The organism is Streptomyces sp. NPDC093598 (assembly GCF_044764825.1).
Lineage (GTDB): Bacteria > Actinomycetota > Actinomycetes > Streptomycetales > Streptomycetaceae > Streptomyces.
In genome coordinates this window covers 397,741-412,795 of sequence record NZ_JBIWIV010000001.1, presented here as the reverse complement: position 1 = coordinate 412,795, position 15,055 = coordinate 397,741, and the positions used below count along the sequence as shown (strand labels likewise).

At 72.7% G+C, this 15,055-nt stretch carries 14 protein-coding genes and 1 riboswitch; of the genes, 6 read left to right on the top strand and 8 right to left on the bottom strand.

The features are described 5' to 3' along the window. Positions 1–9: 9 nt before the first annotated feature. The 4 genes from pknB to thiO form a co-directional block, all read right to left on the bottom strand. Entirely contained in the window at positions 10–1,947 is a 1,938-nt protein-coding gene (pknB, locus tag ACIRDU_RS01900; RefSeq protein WP_403573024.1) for a Stk1 family PASTA domain-containing Ser/Thr kinase, read from the bottom strand. Positions 1,948–2,040: 93 nt separating this feature from the next. Next, positions 2,041–2,838 carry a thiazole synthase gene (locus tag ACIRDU_RS01895; protein ID WP_403573022.1) on the bottom strand — a complete coding sequence of 266 codons (798 nt, stop codon included), beginning with the start codon at positions 2,836–2,838 and terminating at the stop codon, positions 2,041–2,043. 2 nt (positions 2,839–2,840) lie between these two features. After that, complete coding sequence (gene thiS / locus ACIRDU_RS01890) at positions 2,841–3,041, bottom strand: sulfur carrier protein ThiS (RefSeq protein ID WP_403573019.1); 201 nt, start codon at positions 3,039–3,041, stop codon at positions 2,841–2,843. Then, positions 3,038–4,210, bottom strand: a complete 1,173-nt coding sequence (gene thiO / locus ACIRDU_RS01885) for a glycine oxidase ThiO (protein WP_403573017.1) — start codon at positions 4,208–4,210, stop codon at positions 3,038–3,040. The genes thiS and thiO overlap by 4 nt, the downstream gene beginning before the upstream one ends. Next, positions 4,208–4,319: riboswitch (TPP riboswitch) on the bottom strand. (Overlaps the previous gene by 3 nt.) A 52-nt stretch (positions 4,320–4,371) precedes the next feature. On the opposite strand from thiO, the gene ACIRDU_RS01880 reads away from it, so the two are divergent. From ACIRDU_RS01880 to ACIRDU_RS01855, 6 genes are all read left to right on the top strand, one after another. Then, positions 4,372–4,722: a hypothetical protein gene (locus ACIRDU_RS01880; protein WP_403573015.1), complete on the top strand. Its 351-nt coding sequence runs from the start codon at positions 4,372–4,374 to the stop codon at positions 4,720–4,722. A 32-nt stretch (positions 4,723–4,754) separates the two neighbouring features. Beyond that, a complete protein-coding gene (locus ACIRDU_RS01875; RefSeq protein WP_403573012.1) occupies positions 4,755–5,996 on the top strand; it encodes an NAD(P)/FAD-dependent oxidoreductase in 1,242 nt (413 codons plus the stop codon). A 121-nt stretch (positions 5,997–6,117) separates the two neighbouring features. Further along, complete coding sequence (locus ACIRDU_RS01870; RefSeq protein WP_086855209.1) at positions 6,118–6,483, top strand: Rv2175c family DNA-binding protein; 366 nt, start codon at positions 6,118–6,120, stop codon at positions 6,481–6,483. 280 nt (positions 6,484–6,763) lie between these two features. Further along, positions 6,764–7,414, top strand: coding sequence for a thiamine phosphate synthase (gene thiE, locus ACIRDU_RS01865; RefSeq protein WP_403573009.1), 651 nt, complete (start codon positions 6,764–6,766; stop codon positions 7,412–7,414). A 98-nt stretch (positions 7,415–7,512) separates the two neighbouring features. Continuing rightward, the gene (gene metF, locus ACIRDU_RS01860; RefSeq protein ID WP_403573006.1) at positions 7,513–8,436 is read left to right on the top strand and encodes a methylenetetrahydrofolate reductase [NAD(P)H]; all 924 of its coding nucleotides are present in this window, start codon (positions 7,513–7,515) and stop codon (positions 8,434–8,436) included. Positions 8,437–8,492: 56 nt separating this feature from the next. Beyond that, positions 8,493–9,428, top strand: a complete 936-nt coding sequence (locus ACIRDU_RS01855; RefSeq protein ID WP_403573004.1) for a hypothetical protein — start codon at positions 8,493–8,495, stop codon at positions 9,426–9,428. 27 nt (positions 9,429–9,455) lie between these two features. On the opposite strand, the gene ACIRDU_RS01850 is transcribed toward ACIRDU_RS01855, so the two are convergent. From ACIRDU_RS01850 to ACIRDU_RS01835, 4 genes are all read right to left on the bottom strand, one after another. Beyond that, entirely contained in the window at positions 9,456–10,946 is a 1,491-nt protein-coding gene (locus ACIRDU_RS01850; RefSeq protein WP_403573001.1) for a phytoene desaturase family protein, read from the bottom strand. A 459-nt stretch (positions 10,947–11,405) separates the two neighbouring features. Next, a complete protein-coding gene (locus ACIRDU_RS01845) occupies positions 11,406–12,035 on the bottom strand; it encodes a TetR/AcrR family transcriptional regulator (RefSeq protein ID WP_403572998.1) in 630 nt (209 codons plus the stop codon). A gap of 47 nt (positions 12,036–12,082) precedes the next feature. Further along, the gene (locus ACIRDU_RS01840; RefSeq protein ID WP_403572996.1) at positions 12,083–14,167 is read right to left on the bottom strand and encodes a YhgE/Pip family protein; all 2,085 of its coding nucleotides are present in this window, start codon (positions 14,165–14,167) and stop codon (positions 12,083–12,085) included. After that, positions 14,139–14,930 (bottom strand): ATP-binding cassette domain-containing protein, encoded by a 792-nt coding sequence (locus ACIRDU_RS01835; RefSeq protein WP_403572994.1) that lies wholly within the window; start codon positions 14,928–14,930, stop codon positions 14,139–14,141. Before ACIRDU_RS01835 ends, ACIRDU_RS01840 begins: the two co-directional genes overlap by 29 nt. Positions 14,931–15,055 lie beyond the last annotated feature (125 nt).

The window sequence follows — 15,055 nt, the reverse complement described above, 5'->3', positions numbered from 1 at the left end:
CCGCGGCCGTCACCTGATCTTGATGGTGATGGTCGAGCCCTTGGGCGCGGTCTCGCCGCCCTCGACGGACTGGCTCTTGACCTCGTCGCCGAACAGGCCGAGCAGCCCTCGGTCCTCGTCGACCTGGAACCCGGCGCCCTCCAGCGCCTGCCTGGCGTCGTCGACACTGTCACCGACCACGTCCGGGACCTCGATCATCTCCGGGCCCTTCGACAGAGTCAGCGTCACGGTGTCGCCCTCGGCCACCCGGCTGCCGGACTTCGGCGTCTGCCGGACGACCTGGCCCTTGTCGTACTCGGAGGAGTTGACCCGCTCGGTGGCGATCTTCACCTTGAGACCGGCCTCCGTCAGCTCGGACCTCGCGTCCGCCTCGTCCGAGCCGGTGACGTCGGGAATGTCGATGGGAGCACCCTTGCTGACGACCAGCGCGACGGCCGTGCCCGCACGCACCTTGGTGCCGTCCGCCGGGCGCGCGGAGATCACCGAGCCGCGCGGCACGTCCTCGCTGAACTCACGGGTGACCATGCCCGGCTCCAGCCCGTCCTCCCTCAGCTGGTCCTGCGCCTTGTCCAGCTTCCGGCCCTCCAGGGCCGGCACGCGCACGGTCTCGGGGCCGTCGGAGACGGTGAACGAAACGGAGTCGTTGACGCGGATACGGGCGCCCGGCTCAGGGTTGGTGCCGATGATCGTGCCGCGCTTGACGGTGTCGCTGTGGGCGTGGCTGACCTTGCCGACCTCCAGGCCCGCGTCCTGCAGCCGGTCTTCCGCCTCGTCCTGGGTCTTCGCCAGCAGCGGCGGGACCTTGGTGAACTGGCCGGAGTTGATGTACCAGATCCCGGCGCCGAGGCCGAGCACGAGCAGGACGGCGACGACGATCGCCGCCGGGCCGCGCCGCGATCCCGGGCGGCGCCGGGACGGCGGGGGTGGCGGCGGGGACTCGAAGCGGCTGGTGCGGTTGAGCACGGCCCCGGAGGTCTCGCCGTCCTCGTCGACCGGCAGCGGGCGCGGTGTGGTGAGAGCGCGCGGGATCACGGTCGTCCGGTCGTCGCCGTTGTCGTGGTCCACCGTGAGCGCCTGCGGCGGCACCGCGTCCAGCTGGTCCGCGCTGAGCCGGCCGCGCCCGTCGCGGACCTGCGCGAGCAGCGCCACCGCGTCGTGCGGGCGGACGGCCGGGGTGCGGGCCGTCGCCGAGGCCACCATCTCGTCCAGCTCGTACGCCAGACCGGGCACGGCGGCCGAGGGCGGCGGGACGTCCTCGTGCAGGTGCTTGTAGAGGATCACGGCGGGGGAGTCCCCGTCGTGCGGCTTGTCGCCGGTCAGCATCTCGTACAGCATCACGCCGCACGCGTACACGTCGACGCGGGGGTCCGCGGTGCCGCTCTCTATCTGCTCGGGCGCGAGGTACGACACCGTGCCGAGCACGGTGCCGGTGGTGTTCGTCACCGTGTCCACGGCCCGCACGAGACCGAAGTCGGCGACCTTGACCCTGCCGTCGTCCCCTATCAGGACGTTCTCCGGCTTCATGTCGCGGTGCACGAAACCGGCGCGGTGCGCGGCGCCCAGCGCGGCCAGCACCGGCTCCAGGATGTCCAGGGCGGCACGCGGTTGCAGTGCCCCGCGCTCGCGCAGCACGTCCCGCAGGGTGCAGCCCGCCACGTACTCCATCGCCAGGTACACGTACGAGCCGTCGGTGCCCTGGTCGAAGACCTGCACCACGTTCGGATGGGCCAGCCGGGCCACGGACTTCGCCTCGCGGATGAACCGCTCGACGAACGAGGCGTCGACCGCGAGGGAGGGGTGCATCACCTTGAGCGCGAGGACCCGGTCGAGCCGGGTGTCCACGGCCCGGTAGACCGTGGCCATCCCGCCGACCGCGATCCGCGCGTCGATGCGGTACCGGCCGTCGAGCACCTGCCCGACCAAAGGGTCCTGAAGGGTCGTGTCCACGCAGGCGAGTGTACGAGTCACGACCGACAGCTCTCCCGCGTCGCCTGTTTTCGGGGCGGGACTGCAGCCGACCTGTGACGTGTACCGCGCCCCCTACCGGAAAGCGGGCCGCTCCGGGTCCAGCGCGGCCATGCCCTCCGTCGGTGACGACGCCTCCGCGAAATGCCGCCGTGGGATACGCCCGGCCCGGTACGCCAGCCGCCCCGCCTCCACGGCGTGCCGCATCGCGTCGGCCATCAGCACGGGCTCCTGCGCTCGCGTCACCGCCGAGGCCAGCATCACACCCGCGCACCCCAGCTCCATCGCCAGCGCCGCGTCCGAGGCCGTACCGGCGCCCGCGTCCAGGATCACCGGCACGCGCGCGTGCTCGACGATCAGCTGGAAGTTGTGCGGGTTGCGGATCCCGAGCCCGGAGCCGATCGGCGAGCCGAGCGGCATGATCGCCGCACAGCCCACGTCCTCCAGCTTCCGCGCCAGGACGGGGTCGTCGTTGGTGTACGGCAGCACCGTGAAGCCGTCGTCCACCAGTGTCTCGGCCGCCTCCAGTGTCTCGATCGGGTCCGGCAGCAAGGTGCGCTCGTCGGCGATGACCTCCAGCTTGATCAGGTCGGTGCCGAGGGCCTCGCGCGCGAGGCGGGCCGTGAGGACGGCCTCCCCGGCGGTGAAGCAGCCCGCCGTGTTGGGCAGCACCCCGATGCCGAGCTTGTCGAGCACGGACAGCACCGAGCCGTGCACCGAGGCGTTCACCCGGCGCATCGCGACCGTCGTCAGCTCCGTCCCGGACGCCACCAGCGAGCGCTCCAGCACGTCGAGGCTGGGCGCCCCGCCCGTGCCCATGATCAGGCGGGACGTGAAGGACGTACCACCGAGGAGAAACGGATCGTCGGCCATGGTCAGCCTCCTTGGACGGCGGTGAGGACTTCCACGCGGTCTCCCTCGGCCAGGGGCGTGGCGGGCCACTGGGTGCGTGGGACGACGGTTTCGTTGAGGGCGGCGGCGACGCCCGAGGACGAGGCGGTGAGCGACCTCACCACGGTGTCGAGAGCCGTGCCGGGCCGGACGTCCCGGGGCTCCCCGTTGACGGAGATGTTCATGCGGGCTGCTCCGTGAGTGCGGTGGCGGGGGTGAAGCGCTTCGGCGTGAAGGGCCGGGCCTCCTCGGGGAGTTCGCCCGTCGCCAGGGCGTGCGCCAGAGCGTCTCCGGTCACCGGTGTGAGGAGCACGCCGTTGCGGTAGTGCCCGGTGGCCAGCAGCAGCCCCTCCAGGCCGGTCGGGCCGAGCAGCGGCGCGTTGTCGGGGGAGCCGGGCCGCAGTCCGGCCCGGGTCTCGGTGAGCGGCAGCTCGGTGATGCCCGGGACCAGCTCGTGCGCGTCCCGCAGCAGCTCGTACACGCCGCCCGCGGTCACGGTGGTGTCCCAGCCCTGCTCCTCGCTGGTGGCTCCGACGACCAGTTCGCCGCTCGCGCGCGGCACCAGGTAGACGTGGCTGCCGCGCACGACCGCGCGCACGGTCCGGCTCAGGAACGGCCCGTGCCGCTGCGGCATGGTCAGCCGTACGACCTGTCCCTTCACCGGTCTCACGGGAGGCAGCACGTGTTCCGGGACGCCCGCGAGCCGCCCGCTGAGGCTGCCCCCGGCGAGCACCACCTGCCCGGCGGCCGGCGCGGTCCCGTCGGCCAGGACGACACCCGCGGCCCGGTCCCCTGCGACGGTCAGCCGCTCCGCCCACGCCCGGTGGAAGACCACGCCCGCCCGCTCGCACGCGGCCACCAGGGCACGGGCCAGCCGCCGCGGGTCGATCTGGTGATCGCCGTCGACCCGCAGCCCGCCGCGCACGCCCGGCGCGAGCATCGGTTCCAGGCGTCGGCACTCGCGCCCCGACAGCCACTGCGAATCCAGGCCCGACTGCTGCTGAAGGGCGTGCAGTTCGCGCAGATGGGCCCGGTCGTCGGCGTCCAGGGCCACGGCGAGCGTGCCGCAGCGGCGGTAACCGAGGTCCTGGCCGGTCAGCTCGGTGAGCTCGGCGGCGAAGTCCGGGTAGCGCCGGGCGGAGGCGAGGTTCAGACCGAGCAGGGTCTGCTCGCCGTAGTGCAGTTCCGTGACGGCGGCCAGCATGCCGGCCGCCACCTGTGCGGCTCCGCCGCCCGGCTCGGGGTCCACGACGGCCGTGGCGAACCCGCGTTGCGCGGCCCGCCAGGCCGTGACCAGGCCGATGATCCCGCCCCCGATGACCAGGACGTCTGACGTGGTGGACGTAGGCGACATGGGCGTCCAGCCCCTCCCTTCGCCGGCATGACCCGGATCAGGTTCGTACGGTCGGAGGCCGCCAGCCTCCCTCTCAGCCCGGTGCGTCCGGGCTCCCGCGAGTGCTTTACGTTGGCCACCCTAGCCCGATGCCGTGTGCCGCAGTAAGGGAGCCTCCGTCCATGGCCCGATCCCTCGACGGTCTCGTTCTCGCCCCCGTCGCCGACCAGGCACCCGGCCAGGTGGGCACCCGCACCCGGTTCACGTACCACGAACGGGAGGGCGAGATCTGGGCCGAGTACACGGGCGGCGACGTCGTACGGGGGCATCTCGTGGGTACCCGGGAAGGTGACCGGCTGGACTTCCGGTACGTCCAGCTGGGGCGGGACGGCACCACCTCCTCGGGGCACTGCGTGTCGAGGGTCGTGGAGCTGCCCGACGGGCGGGTGCGGCTGGAGGAGACCTGGGAGTGGGAGTCCCGGCGGGGCAGTGGGACGAGCGTTGTGCAGCAGGTCACGGCGCATGAGCACTGACTGACAAATCGTCAGGTGTCTATGGTGATCAGGTGAGCGAGCAGACGCAGGAACCAGGTTCGTCCGCGCCGCGGCGCGTGGTCGTGGCGGGCGCGGGCATGGCCGGGGTGCAGACCGCCGTCGCGCTGCGCGAGCAGGGCTTCACCGGTGACGTGATCCTGATCGGCGCCGAGCCGCACCAGCCCTACGACCGCCCGCCGTTGTCCAAGGCCGTCCTGCTCGGCAAGTCCGAGGGCTCCGCCTTCGACGTCGACTTCGAAGCCCTCGGCATCGAACTGCGGCTCGGCTGCGAGGTGCTGGGCCTGCGCCCCGCCGATCACGAGATGGACACCGAGGACGGGCCCGTGCCGTACGACGTCCTGGTCGTCGCGACCGGCGCCGAACCGGTCGGGCTGCCCGGCGCGGAGGGCGTGCCGGGCGTGCATCTGCTGCGCACCCTGGACGACGCCGAGCGGCTGCGGCCGGTGCTGGCCCGCCGGCACGACATCGTGGTCGTGGGCGCGGGCTGGATCGGCGCGGAGTTCGCCACGGCCGCGCGCGAGGCGGGCTGCGCGGTGACCGTCGTCGAGGCCGCCGAACGGCCGCTCGCCGGGGCGCTGCCCGCCGAGGTCGCCGCCCCGATGGCCGGCTGGTACGCCGACGCGGGCGCGGTACTGCGCACGCACGCGCGCGTGGAGCGCGTCGAGCCCGGCGCGGTCCTCCTGGACGACGGCTCGCGGCTGCCCGCGGGCGCGGTCGTCGTCGGCATCGGCGCCCGGCCGGCGACGGCCTGGCTGGCAGGCTCCGGCATCGAGCTCGGCGCCCACGCCGAGATCGTGGCCGACGAGCATCTGCGCACCTCCGTGCCGGATGTCTACGCGGTCGGCGACTGCGCCTCCTTCCCCTCCGGGCGCTACGGCGAGCGTCTGCTGGTCCACCACTGGGACAACGCCCTCCAGGGGCCGCGCACGGTCGCCGTGAACATCGTCGGCCGGGCCACGGGGGAGACACCGGCGGTGTACGACCCGGTGCCGTACTTCTGGTCCGAGCAGTTCGGGCGGTTCGTCCAGTACGCCGGGCACCACGCGGCCGCGGACACGACCCTGTGGCGGGGCGACCCCTCCGGGCCGGCCTGGACGGTGTGCTGGCTGCGCGGTGGGCGGCTGGTCGCGCTGCTGGCGGTCGGCCGGCCCCGGGACCTGGCGCAGGGACGCCGTCTGATCGAGTCGGGAGCAGCGATGAATCCGGTGCTGCTGAGGGATCCGGCCAGGCCCATGAAGGCGGCGACGGCGTAGGCACCGGGGCTTGTGAGGGGCACGGGGCGGCGCTGCCGGGGCGGGTGCCGGGCCCGGCGCGTCCGCCCGGGCGGACCGGGCTGACTTCCGACTGTCAGTGGCAGATGGCAGGCTTGTTTCCGTGACCGAGATTGACGCAAAGATCGATGCTCTCGTCCCCGCCTGGCTCACCCTCCCCGACATCGCCGAACAGCTCGGCGTCGAGGTGACGCGTGTGCGGCAGCTGGTCAAGGACGGCCAGCTCATCGCCGTACGCCGTGGTGAGAACCGCGCGCTGCACGTCCCTGCCGCCTTCATCGACGGGGACAAGGTCGTCAAGGGCCTGTCCGGGACCCTGACGCTCCTGCGGGACGACGGCTTCACGGACGAAGAGATGCTGGAGTGGCTCTTCACCCCGGACCCCAGCCTGCCCGGCACCCCCGCGCAGGCACTCAGCGAGAATCGCGGCACGGAGGTGAAGCGCCGCGCCCAGGCGCTCGCGGTCTGACCCGGCCGCGGCCGAACAACCGTCCGGAGCCGTGTGAGCGGGGCCGGACCTGAACAACCGCCCGACGTGGGGGCCGTGGCCGAGGGGTCACGGCCCGGGGTGGCTCGCGCTCTCCGGGGCTGTGGCGGTGGCGGGCCGGGGCAGGCGTAAGGTGCCCGAGGCGTTCGCAGCGGGGCAGGGGCGCTGTCGCGCCGCACGCCACGGCCATCGGGTGCTTCGGAACCCGTGAACGACCGACACGCGGGCCCACCCGCACGCCACCGACACCTGGGGGACACGCATGACCGCCGCCACCGCACGGGCCCGGCTCGCCGACGCCCGGGTCTACCTCTGCACCGACGCGCGCAAGCGGCAGGGCGACCTGGGGGAGTTCCTCGACGCCGTGCTGACGGGCGGGGTCGACATCGTGCAGTTGCGCGACAAGGGCATGGAGGCGGGCGAGGAGCTGGAGCACCTGGCCGTCTTCGCCGACGCCTGTGCCCGGCACGGCAAGCTGCTCGCGGTCAACGACCGTGCGGACGTCGCCCACGCCGCCGGCTCCGACGTCCTGCACCTCGGCCAGGGCGACCTGCCGGTCCCCGCGGCCCGCGCGCTCCTCGGCGACGACGTCCTGATCGGCCGCTCCACCCACGCCGAGCCCGAGGCCGCCGCGGCCGCCGTCCAGCAGGGCGTGGACTACTTCTGCACCGGCCCGTGCTGGCCGACGCCCACCAAGCCCGGACGCCACGCCCCCGGCCTGGACCTCGTCCGGTACACCGCCGCCCTCGGCACCGACCGCCCCTGGTTCGCCATCGGCGGCATCGACCTCGGCAATCTCGACGAGGTCCTGGAAGCCGGAGCCCGGCGCGTCGTCGTCGTCCGGGCGATCACCGAGGCCGACGACCCGGGGGCCGCGGCGGCCGAGTTCGCGAAGCGGCTGCGGGAGGCGTAACCGAGACGGGTTGTCCAAGGGATGGACAACAAGTGGACAATACGGGCAAATGTCGGCCCACGGTTGGGGGACCGACGGCCCCTGGCTAACCTGCCGGTATGGCCCTCGGCACCGCATCCATCAGGTCGGACCACGCTCGCACCGTCCGCGACATGCTCGCGGCCGGCAAGACGACGTACTCGTTCGAGTTCTACGCGCCCAAGACCCCGAAGGGCGAGCGGAACCTGTGGAACGCGCTGCGCCGGGTCGAGGCGGTGGCGCCCGACTTCGTCTCCGTGACCTACGGTGCGGGCGGTTCCACCCGCGCGGGCACCGTCAAGGCGACCGAGGCGATCGCCTCCGACACCACCCTCACCCCGATCGCCCACCTCACCGCGGTCGACCACTCGGTGGCCGACCTGCGCAACATCATCGGCCAGTACGCCGACGCCGGGATCCGCAACATGCTCGCCCTGCGCGGCGACCCGCCCGGCGACCCGATGGGCGACTGGGTGCCGCACCCCCGGGGCCTCGCCTATGCCGCCGAGCTCGTCGAGCTGATCAAGGCGTCCGGCGACTTCTGCGTGGGCGTCGCCGCCTTCCCGGCGATGCACCCGCGCTCCGCCGACTGGGACACCGACGTCCGCCACTTCGTCGACAAGTGCCGAGCGGGCGCGGACTACGCCATCACGCAGATGTTCTTCCAGCCGGAGGACTACCTCCGGCTGCGCGACCGGGTCTCGGCCGCCGGCTGCGACACCCCGATCATTCCCGAGGTCATGCCGATCGCGAGCGTGAAGACGCTGGAACGGATCGGGTCCCTCACCAACGCCGCGTTCCCGGCCGCCCTGAAAGAGCGGATCCTCACAGCGAAAGACGATCCGGCCGCTGTACGCTCCATTGGGATCGAATTCGCCACGGAGTTCTGTGCGCGGCTGCTCGCCGAGGGCGTGCCCGGCTTGCACTTCATCACGCTCAACAACTCCACCGCGACACTGGAAATCTACGAGAACCTGGGCCTGCACCCGTCATCGCAGGCCTAGACCGTTCGCACCGGTATACGACACACTGCGTAGCGGTCACCGGGAGAGGGGCGTACATGGGCTGGGCGGTCCTCTACATCGCGTTCGGCATCGTCGCGCTGTGGCTGCTGGGCGAGGTGCTGCTGCAGTACAAGGCGCGGCTGCGCTGGCGGCTGCTGGCCTTCGCCGGGTTCCTCGGTGTCGTCGTCGGTGTCCTGATCCCGTCGGTCGTCGTGATCGGACTGGGCGCCGCCGCCTTCGCGGTCGGGCAGACCTACGTCACCCTGTCGTTCCGCAGCGGCTTCGCGGCCGGATGGGCGATGAACGCGCCCGTGCTGGGCGGCAGCAAGCGCCGCCGCGGTGAGCGCGGCCGCCAGGAGCCGACCCTGGAGGTCTCCGGCCTGGAGGCCGAGGGCGGCTACGACGACGAGGCCGGCGCCTCCCGCCGCGACCCCGTCGCGTACGGTCAGGACGACGACTACGACCGCGACGACGTCTTCACCCCGGCCCGCCCCGCCCACCAGCCGGCGGCCGCCGAGACCACCGCGGTCTACGAGCCGCAGCCCATGAACGAGGACACCGGCTCCTACGGCGTCTACGACACCGGGTACCAGGCCGGGGGACAGCAGACCCACGACCAGTACGCCGCCCAGGCCACCGACCAGTCCTACGCCCACGACTACTCCGGCTACGGCCCGCAACAGGGTTACGACGCCACCGGTCAGCAGCAGTACGCCGCCTACTCCGACCCGTACATCGGCTCGTCGAACTACGACCAGGCCTCGTACGACACCACGTACGCCGACCAGCAGTACTACGGTCAGCAGGGCTACGGCCAGGACCAGTACGCCGGCACCTACGGCGGCGAGACCCCGCCCGGCGGCGTGTGGGTCCCGCAGCAGCGCAACACCGACGAGTACGGGCAGGAACTGCCGCCGGAGCAGCCGTACCCGTACCAGGGGGGCGGGCAGCAGCCGCAGGGGAACGGCTTCGACGAGCAGTACCGTTTCTGAAGCCTGAGCCCCGCCGCGGCGGGGCGCTCACTGCGAGCCGCGGAACTCCGGGCCCTCCACGATCAGTCCCGCGACCAGCGCGCCCGACATGCCCGCGTGCGGCAGGCCGCCGCCGGGGTGGGTCCAGCCGCCCACGGTGAACAGGCCGGGCACCCGCGTGCTGTTGGACGGATGCAGCAGCCGTCCGCCGGCCGCCGCCAGGGCCGGCACGGGGACCGCCCCGCCCTCCGCGCCCGTCGCGTCCGCGATGTCGGCCGGGGTGCGCACCTCGTGCCAGAGGAGGCGGTCGCGCAGGCCGGGTACGGCGCGTTCGGCGACGGTGAGCATGTGGTCGGCGAGGCCGTCCCAGGGCTGTTCGGACCGCGCGGGCACCACCGTCGTGAGGGTGACCGCCTCGTGGTCCGCCGGGGCCAGGCGCGGGTCGCCGGGCCGCAACACCGTGACCGTGGGATGTGGATGGCCGGCCGCCGTGCCGAACAGGGCGTCCAACTCGGCCTCGCGGTCCTCGGTATGCACCACCGTGCGGTGCGCCGTGCCCTCGGGGCGGGCGCCGCGCAGAGCCAGCAGGAGAGTCAGCCGGGCGGCCGCCGCCGGCTGCGGGGGCACCTCGCCCTCGCCCCGTACGACGGTGCCCGCCGTCAGCCGGTCCAGGATGCCGGGCGCGACACCCGCGACCACGAAGTCCGCCTCCGCGACCGACCCGTCGGCGAGTTCCACCCCCGACGCCCGGCCGTCCTTCTCCAGCACACCGGTGACGTCGGCACCGAAGTGAAACTCGACCCGGCGGGCCAGACACCGCTCGTACACCGCCCGCGCCAGCTCGCGCAGGCCGCCGCCCACGTACCAGGTGCCGAAGGCGTGCTCCATGTACGGCAGTACGGCCGCGCTCGCCGGGGCGACCCGGGGATCCAGGCCGTACCCGAGGGCATGGCTCTCCAGGAGTGCCGTCAGCCGGGGGTCCCGCAGCTCCCAGGCGCCGATCTCGGCGAGCGTGCCGGCCCGGCGGGTGCGCAGCAGCCGCTTGTGGGGCACCGACGGGTAGGGCTCGCGCTCGGCCAGCACCTGCCAGTTCGGCCACAGCGGCTCCTCCAGCAGCGGCCGACGGGTCCGGTCCCATGCCTCGCGGGCCCGGACCAGGAAGTCGCCCCAGCGCTTCCCGGCGCCCGCGCCGAGCCCCTCGTCCAAGGCGGCGACGACGCCCGCGCGCGAGGCGTTCGGCAGCGACACCTGCGTGCCGTCCGCGAACACGTGCCGGGACGACGGGTCGACCTGGACCAGCTCGACGCGGGACTCCAGCGGCTCCTTGCCGGTCTTGACGAACAGGTCGCGGTACACGGCCGGCAGCGGCAGCAGGGCGGGGCCCGTGTCGAAGGAGAACCCGTCGCGCTCGAAGCGGCGCAGCGCTCCGCCGTAGGTGTCCGTCCGCTCGTACACCGCCACCCGGTGGCCCGCGACGGCCAGCCGGGCGGCAGCCGTCAGCGCGCCCATCCCGGCGCCGATCACCGCAATCCGTGCCATGCCAGGGACTTTATCGGCCCCCGCCGACAGGCCCGGCCGACGGCCCCCGCCGGCATCCCCGCCGAGTACGTGCGCGGAGGTGATCGTGACCAGGCGACCACAGAGCGTTCTGGGGTCGCGTGCGCAGGAGTAGGTATCCGTACCTAGCCGCGGAGTTGAGTACCCGCGCGGATGGGGAACGACCTGCGCGGACGAGAGAGTGGAGACACGGAGAGGGGCTCGGCTCCGGCACCGGCGACACGGGGCGCCGGAGCGGGAGCCGGCCCACGATCCGCTCCTTCCGCCGACGGTGTCGGCGGGAGCGAGGCACGGGGGAGACCGGGGGAGGACCGAGGGACGACCGAACGGGGGTCCTGCGGGGGGACGCACGGGGGAGTACGGAAGGCGCCGGTTCGATGTGGCCCGCGGGGGACGCGGCCACACCGGACCGGCGCTTTCACATGCGCGCCGGGCGTTCGGTCACCGGCAGCCGCTCACTCGTCCCTGGAGCAGCCGGGACAAGGCCGCGTGGACGTCGTCCAGGGAGCGTTCGGCCTGGAAGGACTTCCAGTCGAGCGCGGCCACCAGGACCATGCCGACCAGGGCGGACGCCGTCAGCGAGATGTCGATCTCCTCGCTGAACTCACCGCCCGCGACGCCGTCGCGCAGGACCTCCTCCACGACCGCGACGGCCTGCTGCCGGACCACCATCAGTGTGGACTGCCAGGCCCGGTTGGTGCGCCACAGCTCGGCCACGTACAGCTGGGTGAAGGCCGGGTAGCGGTCGATGAAGACCAGGCCCGCGCGGATCATCGCGTCCAGGGCGTCGACCTTGGTGCCGCCCTCCTGTGCGGTCCGCTCGGCCGCTTCCCGCAGGGAGGCGGTCAGCAGCCCCACTCCGTGCCGCAGCAGTTCCTCGAAGAGGACGGACTTGCTCGCGAAGTTGTAGTAGACCGTGCCCTTCGCGACCCCGGCACGCTCGGCGATCTCGTCCACGGTCGTGGCGGAGAACCCCTGCTCGGCGATGAGCGTGACGGCCGCCTCGTAGAGCTTCTGCCGGGTGGCCTCGCGGCGCGTGCTGCCGCCCGACGCGGCACTGCTGCTTTCCATGGTCCTGATTGTCACAGGAACCTCTCCGGGGGACGTGACGGTGGGGCTCACAGGCTGAGCTCCGGGTGCAGCCGGTCCAGCGTCCACACCTGGCGCCGACGGGCCGCCACGGCGGTCAGCGCGAGGGCGCCCGCGGTGAACGCCGTCAGCACCACGCACGCGTGCCACACCGGTTCGAGTCCACCGCCGGTGATGAGCCGCCTGAGCGCCTCGACGACGTAGCTCATCGGGAGGAACGGGTGGAGCGCGTTGAAGAATCCGGGGCTGGTCTGCACGGGGTACGTGCCGCCCGCCGAGGTCAGCTGGAGCATCAGCAGCGCGAGTACGAGGATCCGGCCCGCCGCACCGAAGCGCGCGTTCAGCCACTGCACGATCGCCGCGAAGCACGCCGTCACCAGGAACAGGAATCCCACCGTCCCGGCCGCCCGCGCCATCTCCAGACCGACCGCCCAGTGCAGCACCGACATCAGCGCCACCGTCTGGAGCACCCCGATCGCCACCACCGGCAGCCAGCCCGCCAGCGCGATCCGCCACGCCGAGGCGCCCGCGGCGAGCGCCCGCCGGTTCATGGGCGCGATCAGCATGTACGCCACCATCGCGCCCACCCACAGGGACAGCGGGATGAAGTACGGGGCGAACCCGGTGCCGTAGTTGGGCGCCTTGTGCAGGTCGTGGGAGGCGAGCCGCACGGGGTCGGCCATGACCTCGGTGCGCCGGTCGCGGTCCTGCTCGTCGTAGTCGGGGATCTGCTCCGCCCCGTCGTGCAGGCCGCCGGCGAGCTTCCCGGAGCCTCCGACGAGCTTGAAGATGCCGCCGTTGAGGTCGTCCGCGCCCGTCTTCAGTGCGCCGACGCCCTTGTCCAGGTCGACGGCGCCGGTCTTGGCCGTGCCGATCCCCTTGTGCAGCTTCTTCGCGCCCGCGGCGACCTCGGCCGCCCCGTCGTTCAACGCGTTGATCTTCTTGACGGCGTCGGCGAGGTCCTCCGAGAGGTGCGGCGCACGGTTCGCGAGGGCCTGGGACTGCTTCTGGAGGGTGGCGAGGTTCTTGTCGAGCTTGTCCAGGTCGCCGTCCTGGTCCGCGATCAGCGTGTTGAGGTCGTCCGCGATGGTGGTCACGTCGGCAACCGCGTCCTTGGCCTTCTTCAGGTCGGAGCAGGCCGCGTCGGGCAGGGCGGGGTCGTCGCAGCGCCGGGCGTAGACGTCGTTCAGCGTGCCGGACGCCGCGCGGGCGCCCTTGGCGGCGGTCGGGGCCGTCTTCACCAGGGTGTCCAGGTGCTTGCGGATCGCCCCGGACGAGTCGGCGACCAGCTGGGCGGTGTCGCCGATGGTCTTCTCGTTGCCCCTGAGGAACGGGCCGACCTTGTCGGCGGTGCCGTTGACCCGGTCGGCGAGCTTCTGCGTGCCCTCGGCGACCCGCTTCGAGCCGTCCTCCAGGTCGCCCGCGCCGGTGTGGAGCTTCTTCAGGCCCGTGGAGAGCTTGCCGCTGCCGTCCTTGGCGTCCTTCAGGCCGTCGGCGAGGTCCTTGGAGCCCTTCTCGGCCTTGCCGATGCCGCCCTTGAGCTGGTCGGCCCCCTTCGCCGCCTTCACGGTCTTGCCGTGGATGTCGGAGAACGACACGAAGATCTTGTCCAGGAACGACCGCGACGTCTTCGTGGACGCCGCCTGCCGCACCTCGCTGAAGACCGTCCGGGAGATCTGCCCGACGATGTAGTTGTTCGCGTCGTTCGTGTGCACCTGGAGGGCGCCGGTCTCGGGGGTGTTCCCGGAGCTGGAGGCGATCCGCTCGCTGAAGTCGGCGGGCATGGTGAGCGACAGGTAGTAGCTGCCGTCCTCGACGCCCCGGCGGGCCTCGGCGGCGCTCACTTCCTGCCAGTCGAAGGTCTTGCTGTCGTGCAGGCCCTTCGTGATGTCGTCGCCCGCCGTGATCTTCTTGCCGTCGGCGGTCGCCCCCTTGTCGTCGTTCACGAGTGCCACGGGGATCCGGTCCAGACGGCCGTACGGGTCCCAGAACGACCACAGGTACAGCGCGCCGTACAGCAGCGGCAGCACCAGCAGCGCGACCAGCGCGGCGCGCGGCAGCTTCCCCCGCCCGAAGCGGCGCAGCTCAAGCGCGGCCAGTCTCGGCGAACGCATCGGCCTTCTCCTCCCCCTGGTCGGCCTGGTCGGCCTCGTCGTCCTCGGTGGCCGGCTCCTCGTCGCCTGGCGCGGTGGAGACCCCGACGGCACCCTCGGGGGCCTCGCTGCACACCGCCACGACCGTCGTACCGGCGTCGGCCAGGGACCTGAGCAACGCCCAGACCTCCTCCCGCTCTCCGTCCGAGAGCTTGAGGTCGGTGTCGTCGATGCCGAGCAGCCGCGGCCCGCCGACCAGGGCGAGCGCGACCGACAGCCGCAGCGCCTCCAGGCGCTCCAGATCCCGTACGGCTGTGCGCGGCCCCTTGGGCAGGGCCTCCAGGTCGAGCCCGGCGGCTTCGAGCGCGGCGTCCACGCGCTGCCCGGCCTCGGCCGCCCGCTCGGCGCGGGACCGCAGGAGGCCGCGCAGCGAGGGGCCGAAGCGGCGCTGGAGCAGTGCCCGCTCCCGCAGGTGCTCGGCGACGGTCAGCGCCGGGTCGAGGTCGGTGACGCCCGGGACGTGCGCGAGTGCGCTGACGGCCCGTACCGCCGCCATCTGCTTGGGCAGCCTCGCGTCGCCCACGACGGCCGTGCCCTCCGAGACCTTCATCCGCCCCGTCAGCGCGAGCAGCAGGCACGTGCGGCCGGACCCGGACGGGCCCTCGACCGCGACGAGCGAACCGGGCTCGGCGTCGACGGAGATCCCGCGGACCGCCCACCCCCGTGGCCCCTTGATCCCGAGGCCGTCGGCGGCGATCCGCACTCCTCCCGCCCTTTCCCCCACGAGTCACCCCTGAATTGAACTGACTGGTCAGTGCAAAAACTACTCCGAACCTACGATCGACGCAAAACAGCAGGTCAGAACGGATTGTCAGTGCCATACCTCACGATGGGTCACATACGGCACTC

What these genes read in the sequence shown, in the direction of transcription:
- thiO (WP_403573017.1), bottom strand. Translation starts at nt 4,210, where the DNA reads ATGTCGCCTACGTCCACCACGTCAGACGTCCTGGTCATCGGGGGCGGG.
- ACIRDU_RS01880 (WP_403573015.1), top strand. Translation starts at nt 4,372, where the DNA reads ATGGCCCGATCCCTCGACGGTCTCGTTCTCGCCCCCGTCGCCGACCAG.
- thiE (WP_403573009.1), top strand. Translation starts at nt 6,764, where the DNA reads ATGACCGCCGCCACCGCACGGGCCCGGCTCGCCGACGCCCGGGTCTAC.
- ACIRDU_RS01845 (WP_403572998.1), bottom strand. Translation starts at nt 12,035, where the DNA reads ATGGAAAGCAGCAGTGCCGCGTCGGGCGGCAGCACGCGCCGCGAGGCC.
- ACIRDU_RS01855 (WP_403573004.1), top strand. Translation starts at nt 8,493, where the DNA reads ATGGGCTGGGCGGTCCTCTACATCGCGTTCGGCATCGTCGCGCTGTGG.
- ACIRDU_RS01895 (WP_403573022.1), bottom strand. Translation starts at nt 2,838, where the DNA reads ATGGCCGACGATCCGTTTCTCCTCGGTGGTACGTCCTTCACGTCCCGC.
- metF (WP_403573006.1), top strand. Translation starts at nt 7,513, where the DNA reads ATGGCCCTCGGCACCGCATCCATCAGGTCGGACCACGCTCGCACCGTC.
- ACIRDU_RS01850 (WP_403573001.1), bottom strand. Translation starts at nt 10,946, where the DNA reads ATGGCACGGATTGCGGTGATCGGCGCCGGGATGGGCGCGCTGACGGCT.
- ACIRDU_RS01840 (WP_403572996.1), bottom strand. Translation starts at nt 14,167, where the DNA reads ATGCGTTCGCCGAGACTGGCCGCGCTTGAGCTGCGCCGCTTCGGGCGG.
- thiS (WP_403573019.1), bottom strand. Translation starts at nt 3,041, where the DNA reads ATGAACATCTCCGTCAACGGGGAGCCCCGGGACGTCCGGCCCGGCACG.